The 25,897-nt window shown below is 33.0% G+C and carries 24 protein-coding genes and 3 pseudogenes; 8 read left to right on the forward strand and 19 right to left on the reverse strand.

Annotated elements, in window-relative coordinates:
* Positions 1 to 85: 85 nt before the first annotated feature.
* The 6 genes and pseudogenes from AK212_RS08240 to AK212_RS08265 form a co-directional block, all read right to left on the reverse strand.
* Complete coding sequence (locus AK212_RS08240; RefSeq protein ID WP_053030235.1) at positions 86 to 1,075, reverse strand: LysM peptidoglycan-binding domain-containing protein; 990 nt, start codon at positions 1,073 to 1,075, stop codon at positions 86 to 88.
* A gap of 380 nt (positions 1,076 to 1,455) precedes the next feature.
* Positions 1,456 to 2,301: pseudogene (gmpC, locus tag AK212_RS08245) on the reverse strand (dipeptide ABC transporter glycylmethionine-binding lipoprotein).
* A 37-nt stretch (positions 2,302 to 2,338) separates the two neighbouring features.
* On the reverse strand, positions 2,339 to 2,998 hold the full coding sequence (locus AK212_RS08250; RefSeq protein ID WP_053030236.1) for a methionine ABC transporter permease: 660 nt from the start codon (positions 2,996 to 2,998) through the stop codon (positions 2,339 to 2,341).
* A complete protein-coding gene (locus AK212_RS08255; protein WP_053030237.1) occupies positions 2,999 to 4,021 on the reverse strand; it encodes a methionine ABC transporter ATP-binding protein in 1,023 nt (340 codons plus the stop codon). It abuts the gene before it with no gap.
* Between the two features lie 261 nt (positions 4,022 to 4,282).
* Positions 4,283 to 5,428, reverse strand: coding sequence for a bifunctional cystathionine gamma-lyase/homocysteine desulfhydrase (locus AK212_RS08260; protein ID WP_053030238.1), 1,146 nt, complete (start codon positions 5,426 to 5,428; stop codon positions 4,283 to 4,285).
* Positions 5,429 to 5,433: 5 nt separating this feature from the next.
* Positions 5,434 to 6,330 (reverse strand): PLP-dependent cysteine synthase family protein, encoded by an 897-nt coding sequence (locus AK212_RS08265; protein WP_053030344.1) that lies wholly within the window; start codon positions 6,328 to 6,330, stop codon positions 5,434 to 5,436.
* 281 nt (positions 6,331 to 6,611) lie between these two features.
* On the opposite strand from AK212_RS08265, the gene AK212_RS08270 reads away from it, so the two are divergent.
* Both AK212_RS08270 and AK212_RS08275 read left to right on the forward strand, forming a co-directional pair.
* On the forward strand, positions 6,612 to 7,142 hold the full coding sequence (locus AK212_RS08270) for a pentapeptide repeat-containing protein (RefSeq protein ID WP_053030239.1): 531 nt from the start codon (positions 6,612 to 6,614) through the stop codon (positions 7,140 to 7,142).
* A gap of 127 nt (positions 7,143 to 7,269) precedes the next feature.
* Positions 7,270 to 7,809, forward strand: a complete 540-nt coding sequence (locus tag AK212_RS08275; protein ID WP_053030240.1) for a hypothetical protein — start codon at positions 7,270 to 7,272, stop codon at positions 7,807 to 7,809.
* A 53-nt stretch (positions 7,810 to 7,862) separates the two neighbouring features.
* Here AK212_RS08275 and AK212_RS08280 read toward each other — a convergent pair whose 3' ends face one another.
* The 9 genes from AK212_RS08280 to AK212_RS08320 form a co-directional block, all read right to left on the reverse strand.
* On the reverse strand, positions 7,863 to 9,191 hold the full coding sequence (locus AK212_RS08280; RefSeq protein WP_053030241.1) for a sodium-dependent transporter: 1,329 nt from the start codon (positions 9,189 to 9,191) through the stop codon (positions 7,863 to 7,865).
* Between the two features lie 687 nt (positions 9,192 to 9,878).
* Positions 9,879 to 10,127, reverse strand: a complete 249-nt coding sequence (locus tag AK212_RS08285) for a hypothetical protein (RefSeq protein WP_053030242.1) — start codon at positions 10,125 to 10,127, stop codon at positions 9,879 to 9,881.
* A 14-nt stretch (positions 10,128 to 10,141) separates the two neighbouring features.
* The gene (locus AK212_RS08290) at positions 10,142 to 10,873 is read right to left on the reverse strand and encodes an alpha/beta hydrolase (RefSeq protein ID WP_053030243.1); all 732 of its coding nucleotides are present in this window, start codon (positions 10,871 to 10,873) and stop codon (positions 10,142 to 10,144) included.
* Between the two features lie 67 nt (positions 10,874 to 10,940).
* Positions 10,941 to 11,798 carry a patatin-like phospholipase family protein gene (locus AK212_RS08295; RefSeq protein ID WP_053030244.1) on the reverse strand — a complete coding sequence of 286 codons (858 nt, stop codon included), beginning with the start codon at positions 11,796 to 11,798 and terminating at the stop codon, positions 10,941 to 10,943.
* 32 nt (positions 11,799 to 11,830) lie between these two features.
* Complete coding sequence (locus AK212_RS08300; protein ID WP_053030345.1) at positions 11,831 to 12,517, reverse strand: phosphatase PAP2 family protein; 687 nt, start codon at positions 12,515 to 12,517, stop codon at positions 11,831 to 11,833.
* A gap of 63 nt (positions 12,518 to 12,580) precedes the next feature.
* Complete coding sequence (locus tag AK212_RS08305; RefSeq protein WP_053030245.1) at positions 12,581 to 13,273, reverse strand: GNAT family N-acetyltransferase; 693 nt, start codon at positions 13,271 to 13,273, stop codon at positions 12,581 to 12,583.
* A 201-nt stretch (positions 13,274 to 13,474) separates the two neighbouring features.
* Positions 13,475 to 13,837 carry a Na-translocating system protein MpsC family protein gene (locus AK212_RS08310; protein ID WP_011276808.1) on the reverse strand — a complete coding sequence of 121 codons (363 nt, stop codon included), beginning with the start codon at positions 13,835 to 13,837 and terminating at the stop codon, positions 13,475 to 13,477.
* Between the two features lie 69 nt (positions 13,838 to 13,906).
* On the reverse strand, positions 13,907 to 16,477 hold the full coding sequence (locus tag AK212_RS08315; protein ID WP_053030246.1) for a DUF2309 domain-containing protein: 2,571 nt from the start codon (positions 16,475 to 16,477) through the stop codon (positions 13,907 to 13,909).
* A 15-nt stretch (positions 16,478 to 16,492) separates the two neighbouring features.
* Entirely contained in the window at positions 16,493 to 17,992 is a 1,500-nt protein-coding gene (locus tag AK212_RS08320; RefSeq protein ID WP_053030247.1) for an NADH dehydrogenase subunit 5, read from the reverse strand.
* A 519-nt stretch (positions 17,993 to 18,511) separates the two neighbouring features.
* Between AK212_RS08320 and AK212_RS14020 the strand changes: the two genes are divergently transcribed.
* Entirely contained in the window at positions 18,512 to 18,574 is a 63-nt protein-coding gene (locus tag AK212_RS14020; protein ID WP_089046351.1) for an alpha family phenol-soluble modulin, read from the forward strand.
* A gap of 543 nt (positions 18,575 to 19,117) precedes the next feature.
* Complete coding sequence (locus AK212_RS08325) at positions 19,118 to 19,546, forward strand: GNAT family N-acetyltransferase (protein WP_053030248.1); 429 nt, start codon at positions 19,118 to 19,120, stop codon at positions 19,544 to 19,546.
* Between the two features lie 6 nt (positions 19,547 to 19,552).
* Here the strand turns inward: AK212_RS08325 and AK212_RS08330 are convergent, their stop codons facing one another.
* The 4 genes and pseudogenes from AK212_RS08330 to AK212_RS08345 all read right to left on the reverse strand — a co-directional run bounded on the left by AK212_RS08330 (position 19,553) and on the right by AK212_RS08345 (position 21,989).
* Positions 19,553 to 19,984 (reverse strand): GNAT family N-acetyltransferase, encoded by a 432-nt coding sequence (locus AK212_RS08330; protein ID WP_053030249.1) that lies wholly within the window; start codon positions 19,982 to 19,984, stop codon positions 19,553 to 19,555.
* Positions 19,985 to 20,196: 212 nt separating this feature from the next.
* On the reverse strand, positions 20,197 to 20,748 hold the full coding sequence (locus AK212_RS08335; RefSeq protein ID WP_053030250.1) for a hypothetical protein: 552 nt from the start codon (positions 20,746 to 20,748) through the stop codon (positions 20,197 to 20,199).
* A gap of 46 nt (positions 20,749 to 20,794) precedes the next feature.
* Complete coding sequence (locus AK212_RS13945; protein WP_269204124.1) at positions 20,795 to 20,926, reverse strand: hypothetical protein; 132 nt, start codon at positions 20,924 to 20,926, stop codon at positions 20,795 to 20,797.
* A 500-nt stretch (positions 20,927 to 21,426) separates the two neighbouring features.
* Positions 21,427 to 21,989, reverse strand: a pseudogene (locus AK212_RS08345) (terminase small subunit).
* A 961-nt stretch (positions 21,990 to 22,950) separates the two neighbouring features.
* Here AK212_RS08345 and AK212_RS13650 point away from each other — a divergent pair.
* The 4 genes and pseudogenes from AK212_RS13650 to AK212_RS13655 form a co-directional block, all read left to right on the forward strand.
* Positions 22,951 to 23,289 carry a hypothetical protein gene (locus AK212_RS13650; protein WP_053030251.1) on the forward strand — a complete coding sequence of 113 codons (339 nt, stop codon included), beginning with the start codon at positions 22,951 to 22,953 and terminating at the stop codon, positions 23,287 to 23,289.
* Between the two features lie 133 nt (positions 23,290 to 23,422).
* The gene (locus tag AK212_RS08360) at positions 23,423 to 23,890 is read left to right on the forward strand and encodes a hypothetical protein (RefSeq protein WP_231119762.1); all 468 of its coding nucleotides are present in this window, start codon (positions 23,423 to 23,425) and stop codon (positions 23,888 to 23,890) included.
* Between the two features lie 176 nt (positions 23,891 to 24,066).
* Entirely contained in the window at positions 24,067 to 24,699 is a 633-nt protein-coding gene (locus AK212_RS08365; protein ID WP_053030252.1) for a hypothetical protein, read from the forward strand.
* Between the two features lie 57 nt (positions 24,700 to 24,756).
* A pseudogene (locus AK212_RS13655) lies at positions 24,757 to 25,798 on the forward strand (tyrosine-type recombinase/integrase); the annotation flags it as partial.
* Positions 25,799 to 25,897 lie beyond the last annotated feature (99 nt).

Below are 25,897 nucleotides of genomic sequence, written 5' to 3' on the forward strand. Positions count from 1 at the left end.
AACGCTTCATTTAAGTGCCTTCTCAATTCAGTCAGCTACTGCAATTTGGCTACATAGCCAAAGTATTATTTTTGTTTCAAGCTTTCTAATGAATGAATTTATAACTACGTACTTGGTACGCAGGAATTGTACGATATGTTAGAACACCTGGACTAGCACTAAAGTTCATTTCTGAAACTAAAATACTACCATTACTATTTACGCGCTCTACAAAAGCCACATGGCCGTAATAACCAGCATCTGATTGTGCAATTGAACCTACTGTTGGATTGCTATCAATGCGATATCCATCTCTAGCTGCCGCATTATCCCAATTATTTGCATTCCACCAATACGTACTGATTCCTTTTCCAATAGCAGCACGACGATTGAATACATGCCAAGTACATTGTCCCCAGTCATATAAGTTACTATGGTTAAATACTGGTGATGAATAGTAAGTTGATTGCGTTGAACGTGTTGTATACGTGTTTGAAGAAGCTGAACCACTCACTCTTAATGTTTGACCAGGATAAATAAAGAAATTATTCAATCCATTTAATTTCATAATATGTTGATATGTTGTACCATATCGGCTAGCAATAGATGATAGTGAGTCACCATAACGTACTGTATAAGTGCTTGATGATGCACCTGAATTTGAATTATAACTTGATTGAGAATTAGAGCTAGCAGAACCTGATACTTTTAATTGTTGACCAGGGAAAATTAAAAAACTATTTAATCCATTTAAATTCATAATATGACGATATGTTGTACCATATCGGCTAGCAATAGATGATAAACTATCCCCTGCTCTCACAGTATATGTACTACTTGAATTACCGTAATTTGAACGACTTGAATAATTAGAAGATCCTGATACTTTTAATACTTGGTTTGGAAAAATAAGATTTGATGATAAGCCATTTAATGATTTTAATTTAGATACAGTGATACCATAATGGTTTGAAATAGACCATAAAGATTCACCACTTCGAACTGTGTGCGTTGTTGATGCTTCAGCTTGATGAGCAAATAGTGTACTAAGTGCTCCTGTCCCTAATACTGCTGTTGCTAGAATTTTTTTATTCATACAAAGCGCCTCCTTAATCTTATGCTTGTTCATTGGGTTACTCACCACTTATTTCTAGTTGTACTAGACACTTATCTGTATTAAATCTTTATTACATACTTCTTTCTTTTATCCGTTCAAGTAGTGTACTTATACTAAATTAATACAATTTAGCATGATATTCCATTTCATTTTGATTACATGTCTATGAATTTTTTGTGCACTACTATAAAATTTCAAATAATATCCTTAGAAATATAATTTACTTTTCATAAGTGTATAACACATTTTCACCGATTAATGTAACGTGTTTGATATAAAATCGACTAAAATATGACGTATTCATCTTTTATTAATAAAGTCGAGTAAGTATTCATACCTTACCCGACTCATTTCAAATATTATTTAGTTAAACTATCTTCAATTTCTTTGATAGCTTTTTTTGATAAATTAACTGCTTTTTCTCCATTTTTTGTATCTTTTTTCAATGCTTCTTGTGCTTCTTTACCATGATAAAGTTCTATAATTTTCTTGAAAGTTTCATTGTCTACATCTTTAGAATTTACTGCTACAACATTAATATATGGTTTAACTGCATCAGAAGACGTTTTTTCTAAATAAATAGGATCATTCTTAGCATCTAATCCTGCTTTAGTTGCTACCCCATTATTAATTACTGAAAAATCAACATCATCTAAAGCACGCGCAGTTTGTTGAGCGTCTACTGCTTTTATTTTTATGTTTTTAGGGTTGGATTGAATATCTTTAATAGTTCCATTTAAACCAAAGTTGTCTTTAAGCTTTAATAAACCTGCTGATTACAATAATTTTAGAGCACGTGCTTGATTTGATATATCATTAGGAATTGTAACTTCTGCACCATCTTTTATATCTTTAATATTTTTCACCTTTTTAGAATAAATGCCTAAGGGTGCTAAGACAGTTGTACTAATTGCTTCAATTTTGGCATCTTTATGTGCTTTTTTATACTCATTTAAAAAAGCAAAATGTTGAAATGCATTCATATCAATATCGCCATCACTCAAAGCTTTGTTTGGCACGTTATAGTCTGAAAAGTGTTTAATTTCAATATCAATATTTTCTTTTTTCGCTAATTCTTTAACTTTTTCCCATGCAGCTGTATCGTTTGAGGCTACGCCTAGCGTCACTTTTTTATTGTCTCCGCCTCCACCACAAGCTGCAAGGACGATCAACGTCGCTAATATTAATCCAATAATCTTTTTCATTCACAAAGTCTCCTTAATAAAATTATATTTCAAGTAACTAATTTCGACGAATTAATCGAGAAATAAAGTTACCTAATGATTGAATAATCTGTACGATAATTATTAATACAATAACTGTGATAATTATGACTAAGGTGTCAAATCTTTGGTAACCGTACACTAATGCTAAATCACCAATTCCACCTCCACCAACTGCACCAGCCATAGCAGTACTACCAATCAACCCTATAATAGCTGTCGTTATTGCCAATACAAGCGAGCCTAACGCTTCCGGTATTAAAAAATATCTAATAATTTGAATAGGTGATGCTCCCATCGCTTTTGCCGCTTCAATAATGCCAGCATCTACTTCTAGTAGTGAGTTTTCAACTAGTCTAGCTATATAAGGCGCTACGTACACTGTTAAAGGCACTATAGCTGCTGTTGTCCCTATTGACGTTCCTACTAATAATTTCGTAAAAGGCACAATAGCTATTAATAAAATAATAAATGGTATCGATCTTAATATATTTATAATCGGATTAAGTATGTGATTTACAATAGATTGAGGCCATATACCATTTTTACGAGTTATAACTAATAGAACACCTAATGGAATACCAATTAAGGCACCTATGATAAGTGCAACTGTGACCATATACAATGTTTCATATAATGCTTGTAATAATTGAGATGCATCAATACTTGAACCAAACATCTAATGCACCTCCTCAAACTGAATACTATGATTCTTAAAGTAGCTTTCTAATTTATCACGCTTAAAATTGCTGTCATGATTAAATCTCAACCATAAATAGCACACTGTTTCTTCTTGAATATCAGACATTGATGAAAATAAAATATTAATATCGAAATTATATTGACTAATGAGTTCATTTATAATAGGAAATTTAATTTGATGTTCATCAATAAAAAGTTTGTAATCCGTATAATGACAATCCTTTCTTTTAAATGATTCAAGTAATTTACGTGACGGTTCTGTATTTATAACTTTAGAAACAAAGCTTTTAGCAGTTTTAGTTTGAGGGTGACTAAACACATCTTTGACAGTGCCCAATTCAATCACTTCACCGCGCTCCATAACTGCCACTCGATTACAAATTTTTTGTATTACACTCATTTCATGCGTAATCATCATAATTGTTATACCGAAAGTCTCATTTACATTTTTCAATAAATGAAGAATAGAGTTTGTTGTAGCAGGATCTAGCGCACTTGTTGCTTCATCACATAATAAAATTTTAGGATTAGTGACAAGTGCTCTAGCTATTGCGACACGTTGTTTCTGTCCACCAGATAATTGATCAGGAAATTGATTTTTCTTGTCTGCTAATCCTACAAATTCTAGCATTTCTTCTACCTTTTCTTTTATTTCAGAACTACTTTTATGATTTAAAATAAGTGGCATTGCTACGTTTTTAAAAACTGTTTTTGAGTTTAAAAGATTAAAATGCTGAAATATCATTCCTATATCTTTTTTTATGTTACGGAGTTCCTTTTTTCTATATGTATTAATTTCATGACCATTGACAATCACTTGTCCATTTGTTGCTTTTTCTAGCTGATTGACCAAGCGTACGAGCGTACTTTTTCCAGCACCACTATAGCCAATAACACCAAATATATCGTTTTTATCTATTTTGAAAGATACTTCTTTTAAGGCATGAATTTTTTCATGCTTTTTGCGAAATACTTTATTCACATTTTGAAATTCAATCAATCGATTTCACCCTCATTTATTACTTCTATTGCCTATATGAATAAATGAATTATATTTAAAAGTAAATTGTGCGTCAATATTATTTCAAAAATTTTTAAAATTTTCTGAATTTAAATATAGAACAAAATTATTTTAATATCATCATTTCTTACCTATTTCTGCCTTTTTTAACAATTTTAAAAAAACCCTAAAACAACACGTATTGTTACGTAGTTATTTTAGGGTCAACATCTTATTTTAAGATTTTTATTTTTTTAATAGTTATTCCAAAGTATCGATGGCTTGTTTTAAATCTTCAACTAAATCTTCAGTATCTTCAATACCGATTGATAAACGTACGAGTCCATCAGTGATACCTTCTTTAGCACGTACATCGGCAGGGATAGACGCATGTGTCATTAAAGCAGGCACTGAAATTAAGCTTTCAACTGCGCCTAAACTTTCAGCTAATGTGAAGTAATGTGTTTCACGAATAAGTTGTTTGGCTGCTTCTGTATCTTTTACTTCAAACGCTACGACACCAGTGTGACCGCTAGCTTGAGAAGCATGAATATCATGATTTAAATGGTCTTTAATACTTGGATGGAAGACTTGTTGAACGGCTGGATGATTTTGTAACATTTCAACAATCGCTTCAACGTTACGATTAATTTGTTCCATGCGTAAGCCTAATGTTTTAATACCACGGACTAATAGGTAACTGTCTTGTGGTCCAAGCACACCTCCTGTTGAATTTGAAATAAATGCTAAACGTTCACCAAGTTCGTCATCTGCAGTAGCAACTAAGCCAGCTACTACATCACTGTGGCCACCAATGTATTTAGTAGCTGAGTGTAATACAATATCAATGCCGAAATCTAATGGGTTTTGATAATAAGGTGTCATAAATGTATTATCTACTACTGAAATTAAATTATTTTCTTTTGCAATTTCTGCAGTACGTTTAATATCCGTTACACGTAGTAATGGGTTAGATGGTGTTTCAACATATAACATTTTAGTTTCTGGTTTAATATAGTCCTTCACATTTTCGATATGTGTTGTATCTACGAAATCAACATCGATGCCATAACGCGTAAACACTTTAGTTAAGGCACGGTAAGTTCCACCATATACATCAGAATTTAAAATAAGGTGGTCGCCCTTATCTAATAACATAATAACCGCACTAATGGCTGCCATGCCTGAGCCAAAAGCAAAACCATGTTTCCCATTTTCTAAATTAGCAATCACACTTTCAATAGCACTACGTGTTGGATTAGCGGTACGAGAGTATTCATACCCTTGTCTCAAGTCGCCAATGTCATCTTGTAAATACGTGCTTGTTTGATAAATTGGTGTTGTTACTGCACCTGTAAAATCATCTGTTGTATGTCCACCGTGAATCATTTGTGTTTTTTTCTTCATAATCATTATTCTCCTTTGTAATCAAATATTTTCTTCGACATATAACGATCGCTTCCATCTGGAAAAATTGTCACAATAACGCCTTTATCGATTTTATTTTTAATGTCTAAAGCACCTTGCAGTGCAGCTCCTGATGAACTACCTACTAACAATCCTTCTTGTTGCGCTAAGCGTTTCACATTCTCAAAGCCATCGTTATCACTCACTGTAATAATGTGATCAACTAAGCTACGTTCCAAAAAGATTGGCCATTTCTCTGAACCAATACCTTCAATATCGTGTGCATGTGCTTCGCCACCATTCAATATTGAGCCTTCGGGTTCAACAATCACATTCTTTACATTGTATTGTTTAAGATGCTGTGCAACACCTGTAAATGTGCCTCCCGAACCAACACCAGCAACAAAGTAGTCAATGTTTGGTAAAGCATCTGTCAATTGTTTCCCTAATGTATGGGTGTATGCAGCCGGATTGTGCTCAGTTTCAAATTGGTTCATATATACTGCTCCGAAATCTCGAGCATAACGTCTTGCTTCAGTTTGCGCACCAATCATTCCTTGGGCTTTCGGTGTACGTTTAATATCAGCGCCTAATGCACGCATGATAGATATCTTCTCCTCAGAAAAACCTTCCGGCGCAAAAATAACACAATTTAAATGATATCGATTAGCAGCAATTGCAAGTCCTATTCCTGTATTACCTGCCGTAGCTTCAACAATTGTATCGCCAGATGACACACGACCTTCTTTTATAGCTGTTTCAACAAGATATTTACCTAGTCGATCTTTCACGCTGCCACCCGGATTAAATTGCTCTAATTTTGCATATATCTGAACATTTTCATCGCTGAAACTTTCCAGTAATACTAATGGTGTTTGTCCTATTAAGTCAAATGCAATCATATTAATCATCTAAAGCGCTTTATTCGCTTTGACTCAACCTACCTTCTGTTTAAAATATTCATGATTCCCAATACTGTTTTACAAATTCTTACTCAATCACTATGAATTATACGATAATCTTAAGATTTATGCAAAACTACAAATTTTAAAATTTCCTATGTAATCATACATGTACTCGTATCTCAATAACTATCGTTCAACTTAATACTCGTGTTACGATAATAACGATGCAAAAGCAATAACTGATGATTTATATGAATCATACTTAAAGGAGAATCATAATGACATCAAAAGCCGATTTATCTTTATCTGTGTTCACTAATGAACAGTTTAAAAGTAAAAAATATACTCATAGTACCTTCAGAAACGCGATGTATGACGATTTAGAAGTCAATAAAAGTTATTTTAAAAATTGCGACTTCTCAGAAGGTATATTTAAAAATGTTCATTCCGTAGTTAATACTAAGTTAATTAATTGTGATTTTAGCAGTAGTATTTTTGTGAATATTAATTTCTTTAAGACACTAATGCGTAAAGTGAATTACAGTGTAACTACTTTCGATAATAGTGAATTCAACGCATTAACGATAGAACATACGACCTTCAAAGACTGTAGTCTACGTAACGTTACTTTCAAGGATGTTGTTTTAAAGAAAGTAGTCTTTGAAAATGTAGCATTAGATTTATGCCAACTAGATAGCGTAAAAATTAAAGATTGCATTTTTAAAAATGTTTCAATTAATAATTCTGCAATTTCTGAGAAAGTCATGAAAGAATTACGTAAACAAGACGTTCATTTTGAAAATATGTAACTTTGAGTAGTTACACCTATACACTTCCTAACTTATCAATGATCTCTTTAACGTTCTAAAACATATGTTTCAAATAGAACCGTTAAAGGAATAATCATTTAAGTATTCCAAAGGGAGGGAGTAATTAATGACTACTCATGAAAATGATCACTATAAAGCATTTGAACAGAGTCAACTTCATCGTGACGATTTAATGGATTTAAGCGACTTACAACAACGCGTTGAAACATTCAATACAAAAAATAATAACTCAGAATTAAAACAACATATTGATACTGAATTAACGAAATGGAAAGAATATGTAAGAGATCACTATAAGCCTGAAGCACCAGCAGAACAATCACGATTGTCAAATATTGCTGATAAAGTTCAAAGTGATATCAATACAGCTTTTGAATACAATGATGGCGCAAAAATATTTGCGTTTTTAGAAGCTTCGTATCAAAGAAGTAAAGAGGACTTAACCTACGGACGGACGTTAATCCTCTTTTCCGAAAAGGATACAATAAAACGGGCACTCACATTCTTTGATTCTGAGGAAGATAATCGTGAACTTGCCGACTTTATTATTTCTAAAAATATTGAGATTGCCAAAGAAATAATGTCTAACGATTATATAACGTTATTAGAAATTGAGCGCGACTTTATCAATGCTCGTTTCAAGTAAAAAATAAGAGGTTAGCCACATGTATGTGGCTAACCTCTATTTTAATATATTTCTTAGAATAACTGCACGATAAACACAAGTATGATAACGACTGGCATGACAAATTTAATTAAAAAATACCAAGGTGCAAAGAATTTGAACTTGTCGCGGCCGAAGCTTTCTTTTAAGGCATCTTTATCCAACAATTGACCCACTACTAGCGTTGTTCCAAGCGCACCTAAAGGCATTAAAATATTTGATACGACAAAATCCATATTATCAAAAATTGTTCCTGCGCCAAACTTAATATCACTTAAACTACTAAACGATAAAGTCGCTGGAATACTAATCATTAATATCAGTATACTTGCGATAAACGCTACAGATTTACGTTTAGAATTATCATTTTTAGTAAAGTTTGATACGTTTAATTCTAATAATGAAATAGATGATGTTAATGCTGCAAATAAGAATAAGATTAAGAATAGGAAGTAAAACGTAACACCAAAGCCCATTTGATTAAACACTAAAGGTAATACTTTAAATAATAAGCCTGGACCTTCTTGAGGTTCGTAGCCAAATGTCTTCAAAGCTGGGAATATAGCTAAGCCAGCTAGTACGGATACTAAAATATTCATAATCACAATTGAAATTGCTGATGACTTAATAGTCATTTCTTTAGGCGCGTAACTAGCGTAAGTAATCATTCCGGTTGTTCCCAACGATAATGTAAAGAATGATTGCCCTAACGCAAATAAAATACCTTCCATAGAAATATCTTCTAAACGTGGTTGTAAAATATAGCGAACACCGTCTACCGCACCGTCTAAAGTTAAAGATTTCACCACAACTATAATTAGAAAAATAAATAACAACGGCATCATCACTTTTGATGCTTTTTCTAATCCTTTTTCAACGCCTAACATTACGATAATCATCGTTAAAAAGATAAAAATCCCTTGGCCCAAAACGGTTAACCATGGATTACTAATAATTGCTTCAAAATTAATGCTAGTTAAAGATGTCTTCTCGATAGATAACATTTGTAATATCACGTTACCGATATAAATAATGATCCATCCACCTATAACACTATAAAAACCAAATAATATGAATACTGCTAAATTACCATTCCACCCAATAATATTTAGCCACTTCTTACCAGTTAACTTGCTATATATTTGAGTAGTGTAAGTTCTCCCCATCTTACCTACTGTAAATTCCATAATTAATAGTGGTAATCCTACAAATATAGTAAATATTAAGAATAGCAGTAGAAAAGCACCACCACCATAGATGCCTGCCATGTACGGAAATTTCCACATTGCACCCAAGCCAATCGCCGATCCCGCACTCGCTAAAATAAATCCAGTTGATGTCTTCCATTGTGATTCTTTGCTCAATCGTTTCACTCCCTTTAACGCGTTAAAGCGTTTATGCACTTAAGTAATACTGTAACATGTCTTGCTTATAAGTGCAATATACATAGTTTTTTTATTTTTTTAAATTTATAGTAAAATTTAACTAATCCTAATGATGAACGAAGGAGTATAACGACATTGCTTCACAAAAAATTAGCGCTAATTATTGGAAAGGTATAGAAGTTATAGGTGGTTGTATTGTATTTGAGGATGAGGGATTCAGGTTTACACCCCCCATTTAACATTCAAAGCGGTTCAGTGTTTGTACTTTATCAACATATTCAGGACGTTATGTTATTCATCGTCCCTAATGGTATCAAAATAATTGATAAAGACCACAATATACATCAATGCGTTTGTTCATGAAAGAAAAAACAGTCTGTGACATAAATAATATAATAATGCTATTTAGCAAATTCGCAGTAGCTGACTGAACCGAGAAGGCGCTTTAATCAAGCTTTTCTCAGTTCTAGTCACCCTGCAGAGGTGGGCCCGACCCCAACAAATAGAACTTCATCAAAAATTCGCTAAAAGCTAAGCATGCTGGGGACCGGCAATGAATTTATTTTATTTCTAATTTTCTTCATCAATAAAATAGTTTGTATCCAGACAATGATTATCCAGTATTTCAAAATATATACTACTTATATTATGCGATTAATGAATAGATTAATCTTCAAAATCGTACATCACTTCTTGTCCGTCCACGACTTCTTGAATGCTTAAACTTTCAATATGATCAATGTTAATATAATGCGATTGTTGGCCCGTTTTTAAAAATAAATAAGCCAGTTCATCAAATTCATCAATAAGACGTTGTACGCATGTATCATGATCAGGGCCATTTTGAAATGTTTTAAATTCAGTATAATTTTTACCAGACGTCGTTATGTATGTTAATAAAAATGTACGTTTCATTCTTTACACTCCATTTAGTTAGTCATAAAAAATTCTGCAATTTGTGATTCTACTTTATCACTACCCTCACCATGTGTCATAAGATGTTTACATAAAGGGTGAGGTGTTAAATCTTTATCTGCACTATTAATATGTTCATAAATATAATGTGCGCTATCTTGATAAGATTGTTCATCCTTTTCTCCATAAAGAATGCTTGCCGGTGTTGTAATATCGCCTAAATGAGCAGTAATATTTGAAATAAAATCTTTAAATACACGAACGCTAGGGCGATAGTCTTCTATATAATTTAGCTGCGCCTGTGCGGCATCACCATCTACATTCATCAACTCATTCATGCGTTGTCCGTAACGTTCCATACGCCATACAATACCTGCTTCTTCCTTTTCACTTGGTGCGGACATAACTGCAATTTTGGCAACATCTACCGTTTCAGCTAATTTTAAAGTGAATAGACCGCCTAAAGATACGCCAGTTGCATAAATTGTGTCATATCCTGCATCTCTTAGGAATTGATAACCATCAAGGACATCATTCCACCAATCATGAACAGTATATTGTGTAAACTGGTCGAGTGGTAACCCGTGCCCTTTATAATTAGGTGCGTAACATGTGTAACCTTCATTATTAAGTGTCTGTGCTAATGGTTTAATATCACGAATTGTACCAGTAAATGAATGTAGCAATAATACTGCTTCTTCGCGTGTCCCTTGCAAATGAATAGGACGTGGTGATTTTACTTTCATTCTTAATCTCTCCTTATTTTAAAAATAAACACATAATGACATTGCGCGTAGTCTTAAATGTGAAAAATCATTCAACCCACTCGCTAAATTCCATATGAACGCGTTGTGCGAGGGATTTGCCTTGCTCATAACCCGCATTTCCTATTTTTAAGATGTTATTAGGATTATAAATGTTATCTCCAATTTCTGCTCTACTCTTACTATCTGGACTTATCACTAGAACATGACTATGTTCACGCAATCGTTTAGCGTCATCAAATGCCCCCGGTATCATACCTAAGCCATCCGCTAACGGTGCCAATATAATGATACTATCAGCACCTTCTGCTAACATTGCGTTCGTAGGAGAAACCATGCCCCCATCAATCCAGTCACGATGATTCAAACGTATATGCGGCCAAATACCTGGTACTGCGCTACTTGCTGTCACAGCTTCTTCAAGTGTCACATCGCTATGTGAATGAAATGTAGTAACTTCACCTGTTTTAGCATTCATAGCGGTAATCTCTAAATTATCGTGCCACTCTACATCTCCTAAACGCTGTCGTATGGCTTGTTTACGTTTAGATAAATCGACACGAGAGGGTCTCGTATATATAATGTCTCCCATCATTTGCCCTACTTTTACAGCATCATCACGACCTACAATAAAGGCATTCTGCCATAAACGATAAATATCTGAAGAAACCGTCGCCCGATCACTATCATCTCTGCGCTCATTTAATTCATAGTAATATGTGCGCATATCATCACCATTCGCCAGTACTGCCCCTACAAATGATCCTGCTGATGTGCCAATGATTCTATCTGCTAAATCTAAACTCACACCACTTTCAATCATTCCAGCTAAGACGCCTGATTCCCATGCAATCCCTGTAATACCGCCTCCACCAAGAACTAAAGTACATGCTTTATCTTTTGGCATTGCCATCTCCCCTTTGTTAAAAAGATGTTGTCCTATTCATTTTTATTAGATTTATGACGAAGATTAAGGTTAAACAGTGGTAATATCATTAAAAACAATGCTATCCACACCACAGCTAATGTCACACCTCCAACTACATCCGTTATATAATGCGCATGAAAATATAGTCGGCAACACAATACACCTATCCATACGATAATGGTTATAATACTGATTATAATCTTGATAGCTTTAAACTTGATTAGTGGAATTAAGATAATGAGTAACATTAACGCAAGTAGCGTACTCGCATTAGAATGGCCACTTGGAAATGAATAACCATGATCTCGCATCAAATGATTATATGGACGTGGTCTTTCAATTAGCTGTTTAATCAAATAATTTAATAACGTACCACTGGATACCGTTAAAAGCATCCAAATAGCTAGTTTAAAATGTTTAAATAATAAAATGATAGCTAAAAATAACGTGATATAGATAACAGATTTTACTTCTCCTATTTCAGCACAAAACGTCATAAAATTATGCCAAAGGCCGTCACCAAATCTGCGTTCTGGTTCACCAAAATAATCGGTTAGCCAATGTAATGATCCTTTATCGATATATTGAACCATTAATGTATCACGACTGACATTTATTGCTACAATAATAAAAATAATTAACCCAATCATGAACATAGGTACCGTCGTCATAGGTGATATTTCTCTTTTTTGTTTCATCATACGTTCATCAGTCCCTAATTTCATTGTTTTCTGTAATTCACAGTCATTTAATTCACTACATTAAAAGTCATTTAAATGTTTAATTTGTTGTCCATCCTTATTGAAATTAGACGGTGCAAGCCAATGTTCGAATCTTAATTTCACATCTGGCCACTCGCTATCTAACATTGAGAACCAAGCCGTATCACGATTACGACCTTTACAAATATTAGAATGTCTAAATAATCCTTCGTATGTAAAGCCAAATCGTTGTGCAGCATGCTTAGAAGGCGCATTTAAATTATCACATTTCCATTCATATCGTCTGTAACCTAATTGTTCAAATACATATTTTGCTAACAAATATTGAACTTCTGTAGCTACACGTGTTTGCTGTAATTGATTAGAACAAATGATATTGCCCACTTCTATCGATCCTTGTTCTGGATTTATGCGCATCAATGCCACAATACCTAGAGGTTTGCACTGCACCTTATCTATAATCGTAAAGAAATATTTATCTTCACTATCAATCAGTTGGTTAATGTATTGTTCAAATTCCGACTTAGAATCAAAAGGGCCTTCATAAAGGTACGTCCAAATGTGTCTTGATTCAACATCACATAGCACGTCATACAAATCATCTGTGTGATGACTATTTAACTTTGCTAAACTACCATAATGCCCTTCTAATAATTGTTTATTAGGAAAGGGCGGCGTCACAAAATCATCTAATGCTTCTCCAATTGGTTGCTTAAATTCATTTACGCGCATCACTTTCAACTCCTAGATTACCTTTGTGTAAATTGTACACTAAACCACTAAAATAATCTCTTAATTAGAAATTATAAAATATAAATGAATCATGCATCCATTAACCTTTACATAAATGAAAAGTACCCTGAAGGTCAGTTTCTATTGCTGACTAGATAGGGTACTTTTCTAAATTTATATTACAATGCTTGTTGTTGAATATTAAAGTTGCTTTTCCAAATTAGTATCTAGTTTAAATACAATCACACGTTCACCTGTAATCGTACTTAAATCACTATGGAAACTACTTACACTAACCCCAGTAATATCTAAGATTAATTGCATCAAATCGTCTTGACCGGATTCCACAAGTTCTGAACGCGTACGTTTAATGTTAAGTAAACCTTCTTGCGTTTTACATACTCTATACTCGGCTGGTGTTAATACGCCTTGCAAATTGACGATAATCATATCGCGTAATATATCCGTTTTTACTGAGAGTGAGCCACGTCCGAGAAAGTCCTTTTCCCATTGCGTAATTGCTTTACTAATTTCTGCCTCATAAGCACCTTTAGATTTAGCCATGATTAATCTTTTATCTCCTATTGATTGATTAACCTTATTTTATCATTTTTTTCGGAAAAACCGAACTCCCTACCAGTCTTTCCAGCTATCGTTCTCATCAATACTAGCCAAACGTACCCAGTGATTATCCACTTTCTGTTTGAACTTAACATTATTCTCAAGTAAGTCTTTGATATATTGATCTGGCGCTTGAATAACGACCAATAATCGAATTGGAGAATGATAAATCTTGTTATCCGCTGCCATAACTGATTGCCAAGGCAACCCGGCAAGTAAATCACTTGAATTCCCTTGCATAACACCGACACCAGACGTAACAGATTGCGTCGTTTTATTTCCACTTCCGTAAAAATGCGGCGCAACCGTCGATGCGTAATATTGTAAATTAATCCATTGGGCTACTAGCGCTGGTCCTGAAATAATTGTGTTTAATAATTGTCCATCAGCATCTTTCTTCCAATCATAATTATGTAAGAAAGCACGCCCTTCTAAATCAGTACCAGCAGTAATACTACGTTGGCCAATAATAAATTCCGCATTACGTGCTAAGCCCCATTCTGGACGAATCTCACTCCAGTCATTCGCAAAGCGATGTGCTTCTGCCACTGGGTCTTTTAAATGTTCTTGATCTAAGCCAGGAAGATTTGCTAGACGTTCAGAATTTGCCTTATAACTTACACGCGGCATAGCTTCATTTAACATATCCAATGCATGTTGTGCTTCTGTCGTTAATTCAGGCATATAAATATATTCTAAGTCATCGATAGACGTCTTGTGCTCTGCAGCCACAAAGACCGTTGAATCTGGAATCACTATACCTTCATTTTTTAAAGCTTTACGTACGTGAGGCAAGTTACACATCATTGCTAATAATTTAGCATTAAAGCCACTTGATGCACCGCCACAAGCACCACATTCTAGCGAGGCATGGTACGGATTATTATTAGACACACTTCCATGACCCCCTAATACAATTAAAGGGGCAAAGTTCGTCGTTAAATCCATCAATTGTAATGCTTGTCTTGTAAAGGCAACTTGTTCTTCTTCTGTGAAACCGATTGGTAAATCACTATAAACTTCATGTTCACGGTCTATTGTTAGTTTAGCTTCAGGTTTCTTCAACCAATTCTTGGTAAAATTACGAACAAAATGCCCTGTCTTCTTCGGCATCAATGTACTCGCAATCGTATTCAAACTTAAAAATGGTCCACTTAATTCTGGTAATAATAAACTTGGTAAAACATTATGTTTCATCAATTTAAATGTATAGAACATAGATGTAACTGAATGTTGTTGTTGATTATACGTATTTAGAGCATGACGATCCGCGTACTCTTTAATGGCATAAGCCGGCGGTACCATAACAGGCAATGAATTATGTGTAAATTGTTCATCTAGCACTTCTTTTCTAATTGGAAGTCCAAAGAAACCTGCAATGCCGATTGTTTCAAATGGTCCTTCACTTTCTAAATGACGACGGAATGGTTCAGAACGCACATCAATACAAAAGGCTAATTGAACTTGTGTTTCTTGTTTAACTGGTTTAACAGATTTATCATATATCGCTTCCACTAACTCACGTTCATGCGTTTCTTCCCATGCTTCAAGCCATAATTTTTTGAAATAAAGCGGGTTAAAATCATGTGCAAATCTTAAATGTTCTAACTGATCTTCAATGGACATCGATGCCCAATCATCAATAGACATTTCTCCATAATATAACCACTTACTTACCAACTCTTTAATTCGTCTTTCCACATTTAAGACTGCCGGGCGACTCATTTTTTCAGTATCTAATAAAATACATTCCATCGTTAATCGTATAGCAAGATACTGTGTTAATAAGTCCGCTTCATGCTCATGTTGTTCGGCACGATAATACATCATTCCAGCCCAACCTGGTAATGATAAGAAATGTCCTGTTAAATAAGACTCTCGTTCATCTTCCGCTATATCTAAGTGGTTCAATGCCATAATTAAAGCTTCTCTATAATCTTGAGGTAATGTTTTAACCATTTTACGTTGCGTCTTACTCAACATGGGATCATGCTGTGCGAGATGCAACCAAGAGATATAAAATCCTTCTTCTCTTTTCGGCATTGTCCAACTTGATTGGAAGTTATCCAAATATAATTTAGACCACTTAATAATATGTGTATTCAGTTCATCCATTAAAGATTCACCTTTAGCATTAAACGCATTCGCACTTTTTGAACGTGCGTATTTAAAAGGTTCATCTTCAAATACACGTTTAAGCTTAGAAACTTCAATCTTTAAATAGGCTTCTTTAGTAATTAGGTTTGTAGGCACATCCTTAATGCGCATTGCGTTCTTACAATAAGTATCAATATGTGATTTTGGCACTGATGTATCGTAAGCTTTAATAGCTTGTTGAACGTCTGCTTCTACGAGTGTTTGATCTATCTCGCCATTTTCCAAAGCAGTCATCACCGATGCATGACTTGGGTACAAATCTATATCGCGAACATGTTTAAACCATTGAGCAACTTGATCAAACGTTTCATGTTCCATTTCCTCCCATGGATTACGTGCAGCAAAGATAGAGATCGGAGATAGTGGTGTAATCACACGACGTGCCGCTTTGACTGTGTCCTCTATGTTAAATTTAGTTATAGTCATGTTTGATTCCACCTCTTATAAATATTTTTTTAAATAGTTCGGATGACTTTCAACCGATTTAAATTTTGCTTCCCCAATTTTCACAAGCCATAAATATACTTTAGCAAAAGCTGTTGACGAACGACGACGTGCTACCCAAATGCTAAAGATACTACCTAATACTAGAATGGCAATACAAATGATCACGCTAATGAATGGTGGGTGTGGCGCAACCATATATACACTACTTAAAATATTGACAAATACGTCATGCGTCACAACATAAACAAGCGCTACAATGATGAGCATTGCGATGCCAATCATCCTACCCATCATTCCTCTATTTAGCGCAACCATCTGATTCCACGATACAGATAAAGACCATGCTAAAATAAATGCACTAATTAATGTATAAGGTGTGTGCGAACTTGTTAAAAAGAAAATAACTGCAATAACAATTGCTAATGTTCTCCCTAACACTGTCCAAGCATAAGAACGTTTAACATTAGGTGGTGTTGGAATATTAAAACGTTTAACAATTGATCCTGATTGTAAGAATAGCGTTGCTTTGAAGACGCCATGTAAAACCAAATGAATAATCGCAGCAGAATAAACACCTAACGCACATTGTACAAGCATAAAGCCCATTTGGCTCATTGTTGAACCTACAAGCTGTCTTTTATAATCAACATGCACCAAGCTAATTCCTGAACCGATAAGTACAGAAATACTTGAAATAACAAGTAATAACGTTAAGGCAATACTATTATCAAACACAGGTGAAAAACGCGTTAAAATGATGCCACCTGCATTTACAATACCAGCATGCATAATTGCAGAAACAGGTGTGGGTGCTACAACAGATTCAATTAACCAGCTTTGGAATGGATACTGTGCTGCTGGAATAATAACTGCAATAACGAGTAATAAATCTACAATTAATTTCAGTCCATAACTCATTGCAACATCATAATCTTGTGATGGGTCGATCACCCAATCGCCTGTACCAATATAAAATACAACGACAGCTAAAAGTAATGCTACCCAACCAATGATAAATGATCGTGCTGAAACCTTTGCTGCTTCAGCTGGTACTTTCCATGAACGATTGAGTCGAATCAGTTGCGTTAAACAAAATAATGTCAATCCCCAACAAATAACCATTAAACGTAAATCATTACTTAGCCAACCTACAGACGCAAATACCGTTGTAAATGTGTATAACGGGAAGTATTTACGATAATTACGATCACCTAATAAGTAACGTGTAGAGAATTTTTGAATTATAAACCCTAAAGCGAGTACAAAGGCACCTACTAACCAAGCTAATTTGTCTGGAGCAAAGATGCCTACGATATCTCTGCCATTAATAGTGATTAAGCCAATTACTCCTACAATGACAGGTAATAGAAGTAAAGTTAAATGTAAACGTATGTATTTTACAGGAACCGATGGCACTAAAAAAATCAAGCCACTTAACACTGCAATGACAAGCGTTACGAAAAATAATGTTAGTAAAAAACCTGAACTTAACATTGCCGCTCCTCCATGTCTTCAATCTATCTCATTAAAAAAGTTCCCTTATACTATTAACAATATAAGAAAAAACCTACAATAGTCTAGTTTTATCCTTAGATATCAGATATTTACTAACTATTGTAGGTTTCTATGAGAACTCATTTACTTAATATGTATAAATGCTCTTTCAAGCTACCTTATATGTATCATCAACCATATGTCTCATCCTTCAATTGAACAATGAGTACTGCGTACCCTTGCACAACTGCTTGATAAAGACCTATGTAAAAATTCAGCACAATACATACAATATAAAAAATTATTGCTAAAAAGTCAATCTATTAACGTATTCGAAGGGTATTTCGTTTATCCAATATTAATATCGACCTTTAATCATTCAGATAGGCATGATTTATCGTTACTAATTGTCTGAAATCTAACGAATACGAAACGCTTTCATTGAGTTAGGAACTATCGCCCACAGATATTCAAAGTCACGTTATACTTTATTTAACATTTAATAAGGAGGTACTCAAAATGGGAATCATTTCTGGTATTATTGAACTTGTTAAATTCATCATCGACTTAACTAAAAAATAAGTCTCGCATAACGCACATAAACATTCCATATAAAAAAGAGTGAAATCGAATGATTTCACTCTTTTTTTTGCGTTAATAAACAAAACGCTCAATCTCTATATGGATAAAGATTGAACGTCAGTGGATAAAATGAATTTATTTTGTTTAACTATAAAGTAACATATTTTAACGGTCATGCATGTAACAATTTTGTGAAACCGCTTAAAAATATTTTAAAAAACCTCTTATAATTATCGATTTAATTAATATTTAGTGAATTTTTCTTAATAATATCTTCATTTCAGAACAATACACATAAATTTAGGGTAATAGTGAATCAAATACTAGAGATGTACATCATCAGATATGTTGTGATTAATACATAATCAGATTATCTTCATTGACTAACGCAATCACCGTTTATGGTGACGAACGAATCGGATTCGTATCTTTAGACAAGGGGGATTGGGACAGAATTCTTTTAAATTCGTCGTCCCAGACTATAGTATTAATACCTTTATCACTTTGATATAACCTATTAAACATTTAAAGTTGGTGTCTACTATGATTGAACATTTAAAAAAGAAAAATCGCAAAACAATAAAAGTATTAGGCAATATTTGGCTTAATGCAAATTTAGATACACATACCTTTATTGATAGTTTTTATTGGATAGACAACTATACTACTGTACTTGACGCTCTTAAGGATGCTGAGGTTTACGTTTATAAAAATGGTAAGGACATTGTCGCATTTTGCGGGCTTAATGACACTTACATAGCCGGCTTGTTTGTAAAAGAAGAATTTCGAGACCAAGGGATTGGGCATGCACTCATTAAGCATTTACAATCTGAATATGATTATTTATCTTTAAAAGTATTTGAAGAAAACCATCGCGCCGTTCATTTTTATACGGATTTAGGTTTCATAAAAATCGACGCCAATATTGATAAAACAAACCATACTGAATTATTAATGGCATGGAAGAAGTAAAACCATTTACAATTTAAGATGCACGATTGGATAATCCCTACCTTGTCCATCCTTTGCAGATTCATCATATTTTATGAATCCATTCTTGCGATAAAATGCCAAGGCACCGGGGTTATCTTTGTTTACATCCACATACCTAACATTATGGTCTCGAATTAAACTTTGAAGTATTGCCGTGCCATACCCCTGTTTAAAATACTTAGGATCTAAAAATAACATTTCTAAATTTGAATCATGAGTCCCGGAAAAGCCAATGATGTCGTTCCCGTCGAACCATAAATATGCTTCAACATATGGAAAATAGGTTGGTATTTCCTTTTTAAGTGCGATTCTATCCTTCTCTTTTAAAAAGTGGTGTGTCGCGACAACTGAACGTTCCCAAATATCTACTGCTCTGGGATAATCCTTTTTATGTAGTTCAATTTTACTTAATCTCATTTTTTAACCTCTCATATTAAAAAAGGCTAGAAACCTTATTATGAAGGTGTTTCTAGCCTATACTTATTTGTTGACTCTTACTCCCACTCAATCATAAATTTTATTTTATACAATAGCATATTCTTTCAAAAAGGGTTTATATCAGTAGTTATAGCTACTCAATAATCAAATTGAAATTCATAGCCTTGCTCTTTGTTGCAATGAATCGCCCTTTATTTGCCCCTTAATTTCTTTTTAATAAGTAAAATAATTTTTTTTACGAAATCTTTTTTAGTGAAAATTAAAAATAGTTCTTTAATTATTAAAATCATTCCAATTAGAATTATAACAAAAAATATGATTGTACTTAATGTTTCCATTTTTTTAGGAAATAATCCAAATAATATAAAAAGCATAAAGTAAAAAATAACAATCACATAGCTTACAAACATACAAAGATCTTTAACGTCTTCTCTGAAATTTATTCCATTTTCTGTTATAGGCTTACTGGTACCTACTTTCCTCAAACTTGTCATCAATCCATAAAAAGATGGAATTAGCCCTCCACCTATAAACGTGATTAAACTAGTAATAAAAGCGCCTAATAAATAACTATTATTTTTTAATAAATCTAATAAATTTTTTTTATCAGTATTTCCTTCCACCATTATTGTAAAAAATAATAATAAACAAAATGCTAAAAAATTTAGAAATAAGGATCCATATAAAGTAATATTTGACCAAAGTAAAAAAGCCTTATTTTCACCTATTAACTCATTTTCCATACTTTGATTTTCTTTGTCGATTTCATAACGTTCTATTATTATGTCCTTATTTTTTAATTTGCTTGTTATAATAATATATCTGTTTATTGTTTTTTACTTTTACTATCTCTATTGTACTTTTACAACTAGTATCTCCGATTATATTATTAGACTGCTCTATATTTTTATCATCATTCATTTATTATTCTCCTCATAACTTTATTATTATGATTATATTTTAACTAATTATGTAATTATAAAATTAAACTCAATAATAATCCAATTAATTTTGAATTATGCTAATTTAAACAAAATAAACGCTAAACCAATTAAGATTTAACGCTTATAATTTGTTACAATGTATATACTAGGTATTTTTTATTATATTACATTACTTTTTTTAATATCATACACTTCCATATTTAACTATCTATTGGGATAAATAAATATCCTTTCATCATTTAGTTTTACTGATGGTACTATGCGTCTATCTACACCATTTCTCGCAATCATTAAATTAAAAGGTAGTATGATAACCCACTCTCTGAGTTTTGTTCAATGTATTCCATACTGCACGCTCTTTATCATTCATTAGATCATCATAATATATAACTGAGTACTTCTTAATTGCCATCGCTCTGTTATAAATATCCTTAACGCTTATCATATTCAACTTATCGACAGTGTCACACATTGCCATCAGTCCTCTAGTGGTACATTATCAATAAATAAAGGTCTATCAGAGTATTGGATTGAAACTTCTTCAATTCTGTTTTGCGTCTCTTCTTCATCTTCCCATTCACCAACGTTAATAAATACTGGTGTGTTATAGTCAATTTCTTTCTTATCTGTAAATAGCTTATGATACTTCCCTAACATATCTCTATCACGTAAACGATCACTAGCTTTGATAGGTACTTCTACTTGTTCTACATGCTCGTTATAAACTAGGTTCATTCTGTCAGTATCAGGGTTGCGTTGGAACTCACCACGTTTTACAACGACCTCACGTATTCCAATTTCATCACCGATTGCTACATTAGTAAGTATGTGAAGTAACTCATTAGCAGTAAGTCCACTCTCATCTACCATCTTTTTACGCTGTTCATTGATAAATCTACCGACTTTCTCATTTCTTAGCAATCTACAACCCTGTACATGCGCTGTATGTGGGCTATATCTAGCCTTTATTGCGCTTTGAATGACGTTTAATTAAGGTATTCAAGTACAAACTTTTCTTGTCTAGCGCTTAATTCACTCATGTTATCCCTCCTTATTTTCTAATTTGTCTAATAAATCTGAGTATATTTGATACACTCTGCTTTTCGTAATCATTAATATATCTGCTATTCGTTTTAGTGATTGTCTTTCACATAACATAATAAATAACAGATGTTCCCTACTGGTGCATGTGGCGTATATATTGATTTAACTCATTAAAAAACGCCTGCTGTCCTACATCTACAATATTCATACTTTCAACATCTTCATTTTTGGTAGATCCTATAATTTAGTGTGTGACATTTTGTATCCCTTCTTCCTTATTCATAGCAAAACATAGTAAGCATTTAAAAATATTTCATCAATAGTTATATTAGGAATCAAATCTTTTCTTAATAAATTTCTAAAGACAATCATCTCTTCTTTATTAATATTTATTTTTGTTTCTCTTTCATTTGTTACGCTTGAACTGAAATATCAAATTGTTTTGCCATTTTTTCTTGCGTCATACCTAACATATTTCGATAACCAACTATTTTATTCATCTTCATTACCTACGATAAACATCGTAAAACATAGTATTTCTATTTAGCCAATTTAAAACATAACAATTTGTTATATAATTAAAATTGAGGTGATGCGTTGGATAAAATCGAAATTAGCAATAGAATTAAAAATATACGTAATAGTTTAGGTTTAACTATGGAAGCTTTTTGGAGAAAAAATAGATAACGAAACCCCTGTAAAGTCTGGTGTAGTTTCTAATTGGGAAAATGGGAAACAACTGCCTAATAAAAAAGATTAAATAGAGTCAAATTAATGATTATAATGATTTACTACACTTTTCTAATAAAAATGTCGATTCAGTCATGAATAACATGATTGAATTAATGAACCTCACAATCTCTCATTTTGATGAATTTAATAAAGAAGATATAAAAAAAGTGAGTGACACAAATTTAATCTACAAAAAATATGCGTATAACGAGAAAATAACTTCTGTTGATAAACTTAACAATTTTTTCAGCTAACTATATAGATTTACAAAACAAATTATATAGATACCAATCTAAGAATTATTTTATTGCAGATGTAATAAATGATTTAATCAAATACGGTATACAATTATCAAAATTGAATAAAAATGATGAGATAGATAAAACTATAGAAATAAATATAATTAATTTTTTGATTACATGTCTATATGTCAATAAGGAAAGTAACATGTTAAAGAACACTGTTTTAGAAAATTCTAATTTAAAAAAGTATATTGAGAATGGTTTAATAGATGACTTAGATATTTTAAGTCAAGTTATTGATGCAAAAAACAAGGATAATTAAATATTTTATAAATAGAAAAGGAGTTATACATATAAAAAAACTATTCGGCGTATTACTAACAAGCACATTAATTTTAGGAGCATGCAGCACTCATAATGACGCTTCTAAGAAAGATGAAGATACCAAATCTGGTATGAAGTCAAATGATCCTAATAAGGATAAAAGTAAAGATAATAAAAAAGATAACGATAAAAAGAAATCTGAGAACAAGTCTAAAAAAGACGATAAGAATGCAAATGAGAAAGAAAATCCCCAAGATAAATCATCTAGCAATGAACAACCTACTCAACAAACTCAGACTAATCAAGATCCACAATCTCAGCAAACTCAAGAACAACAAGCAAATAATAACCAACAAAGCAGCGGCCTTTTAAATCAAGAGCAAATGGAAGCTAATGCTAGAGTAGCGAAAGAGAATGGTTATACTGGTATTCCTAATGGTGATATTGGGGCTGCCGATGAAATGGAAGCCTATGCAAAACAACGCTATGAAGAAGATAAAAACATCAATAATGAAGATGTAGAAGAATTTACTCCTGAAGAAGAACAAGCTGCTATGGAACGACATGCTAACGAACTAGAACAAGAAGGTTTGAAATAACTTAATAATTTCAGAGTAGTTTATCTACCCTATTTATTTTAGGAAGCTCACTCACATGTAGTATTAGATATTCAACAAATTTTCATCTAATAATTAAGGTGGTAGTTCTATCGAACAATATTTATTACACCATAGAAAAATGAATATAAAGGACAATAAATTTTAGGAGAATATATATGAAAAAATTACTAGGAACTTTATTTGCAGCTACACTTGTTTTAAGTGCTTGTAGTCAAGACGATACTAAAGAAGATGAAAATAAAAAGTCGGAAAGTACTACTGAAAAGAAAACTAATGATAAAAAAGAAAACAAATCTAAAGAGGATAATAAGACTAAAGAAGAAAAGAAAACTTCAAAACCAGATACTGACACACAAGAAAATAAAAACAACAACTCAAGTGAAGAAGCTCAATCTCAAGAGCAAACACAACAATCTGATACGCAACGTTCAAATTGGGAAATAAATCGTGCAAATGAATTAAGAAATGATCCAAATGCTAACTACAACAGTGATTGGACTGAGGAACAACAAGCACATGCAGAATATGAAACTAAAAAATCTGGCCGTCCTGGTATGGCAGATGATGTAACAGTTCCTAATAATAGCCAACAATCATCAAATTCAAATTATGATCCAAATAACCCGTATATGAATTTACCAAACCAAGAATGGCGTAATAATACTGGTGGTTTATCTTCAGGTGAAATTCAAACAAGAAATGAAATATTAAATGGTACATATGAAGGTGATGATGCACAACAAAAACTCGATGCTATAAATTATTATGAACAAAAATATTCGAAATAATTAAATTTAGGGTAGCACGTCTACCCTTTCTATTCTAGGAGATGTACTCACATGTGACATGAAAAATTTACTAATAAGCATGGCGAAGTACAATATCGCTATTATGAAAAGTATAAAGATCCACTCACAAATAAATGGCGACATACTAGCGTAGTGCTTGGTAAACAGTCACAAAAAGAGGCTCAAAAACGCTTAAATGAGCGTATAATGGCAAAGTTAAATGACAAGACATCTACTAACCTTAAAACGTTAACTTTTCATGCTGCATGTGATGAGTGGTTAAGTTAATATCTGGATCTAAACAGTCAACTATTACTACTAAAATTTATAAAGTGACTCACATTAAAAGAAATATAACATCACTGATATATCATACATAGATGATGTTGTAATGCCTAAAAAGCGACTACAAGAGAAGAAGTTAAAGCTAAACGTGAGAATTATTTAGAAATGACTGAAGTTCTAGCTATTGTTGAAGAATTAAAACGTATAGCAAATAAAAAGCGTGCTAGTTATATGAAAAGATCATACTTATTTACTGCTTACATAGTTGAATTTCAAGCATTAAATGGCATGTGTATTGGCAAACTCTTAGCATTTCAACCCGATAATATTGATTTTAAAAATAAGAAACTTGTCATTGATAGCACTATACACTGGCGCAAAGATGGTAACAAAATGGGTTTCAAAGATACCTCAAAAACTGCGTCATCTTATCGTACTACATCTTTAACTACTAGAAGTTGTGATATTTTACGTAAGGTTATGTTAGAAAATAAGAAAGCAGTTCAATGGGAAAACATGTATGTGGATAGGTACTTTATTTTCACAAGTCATAGAGGCACCCCCTCTCCCTCTTACATCAATTAATAGAAACATACAAACCGCTACACAAAATATAGGGATAGAAAAGCACGAGACAAGCCACACCATGCGTCATAGCCATATATCATTATTATTTCAACTAGGCGTGTCACTGCGTGCAATAATGAATCGTGTAGGTCATACAGACCCCAAAACTACATTACAGATATACAGCCATGTTACCGAACAGATGGATAAAGACATGATGAATAAATTAGAAATGGTTGGGAGATAAATTGTTGACTCTTATCATTAAAGGTGCTAATATTTATCTACAAATAAGTTAACTCAACCCATGAGAGTAGACACCCCACCATAAGGGGATGAGCGAAAT

The sequence above is a fragment of the Staphylococcus borealis genome, assembly GCF_001224225.1.
Classification (GTDB): domain Bacteria; phylum Bacillota; class Bacilli; order Staphylococcales; family Staphylococcaceae; genus Staphylococcus; species Staphylococcus borealis.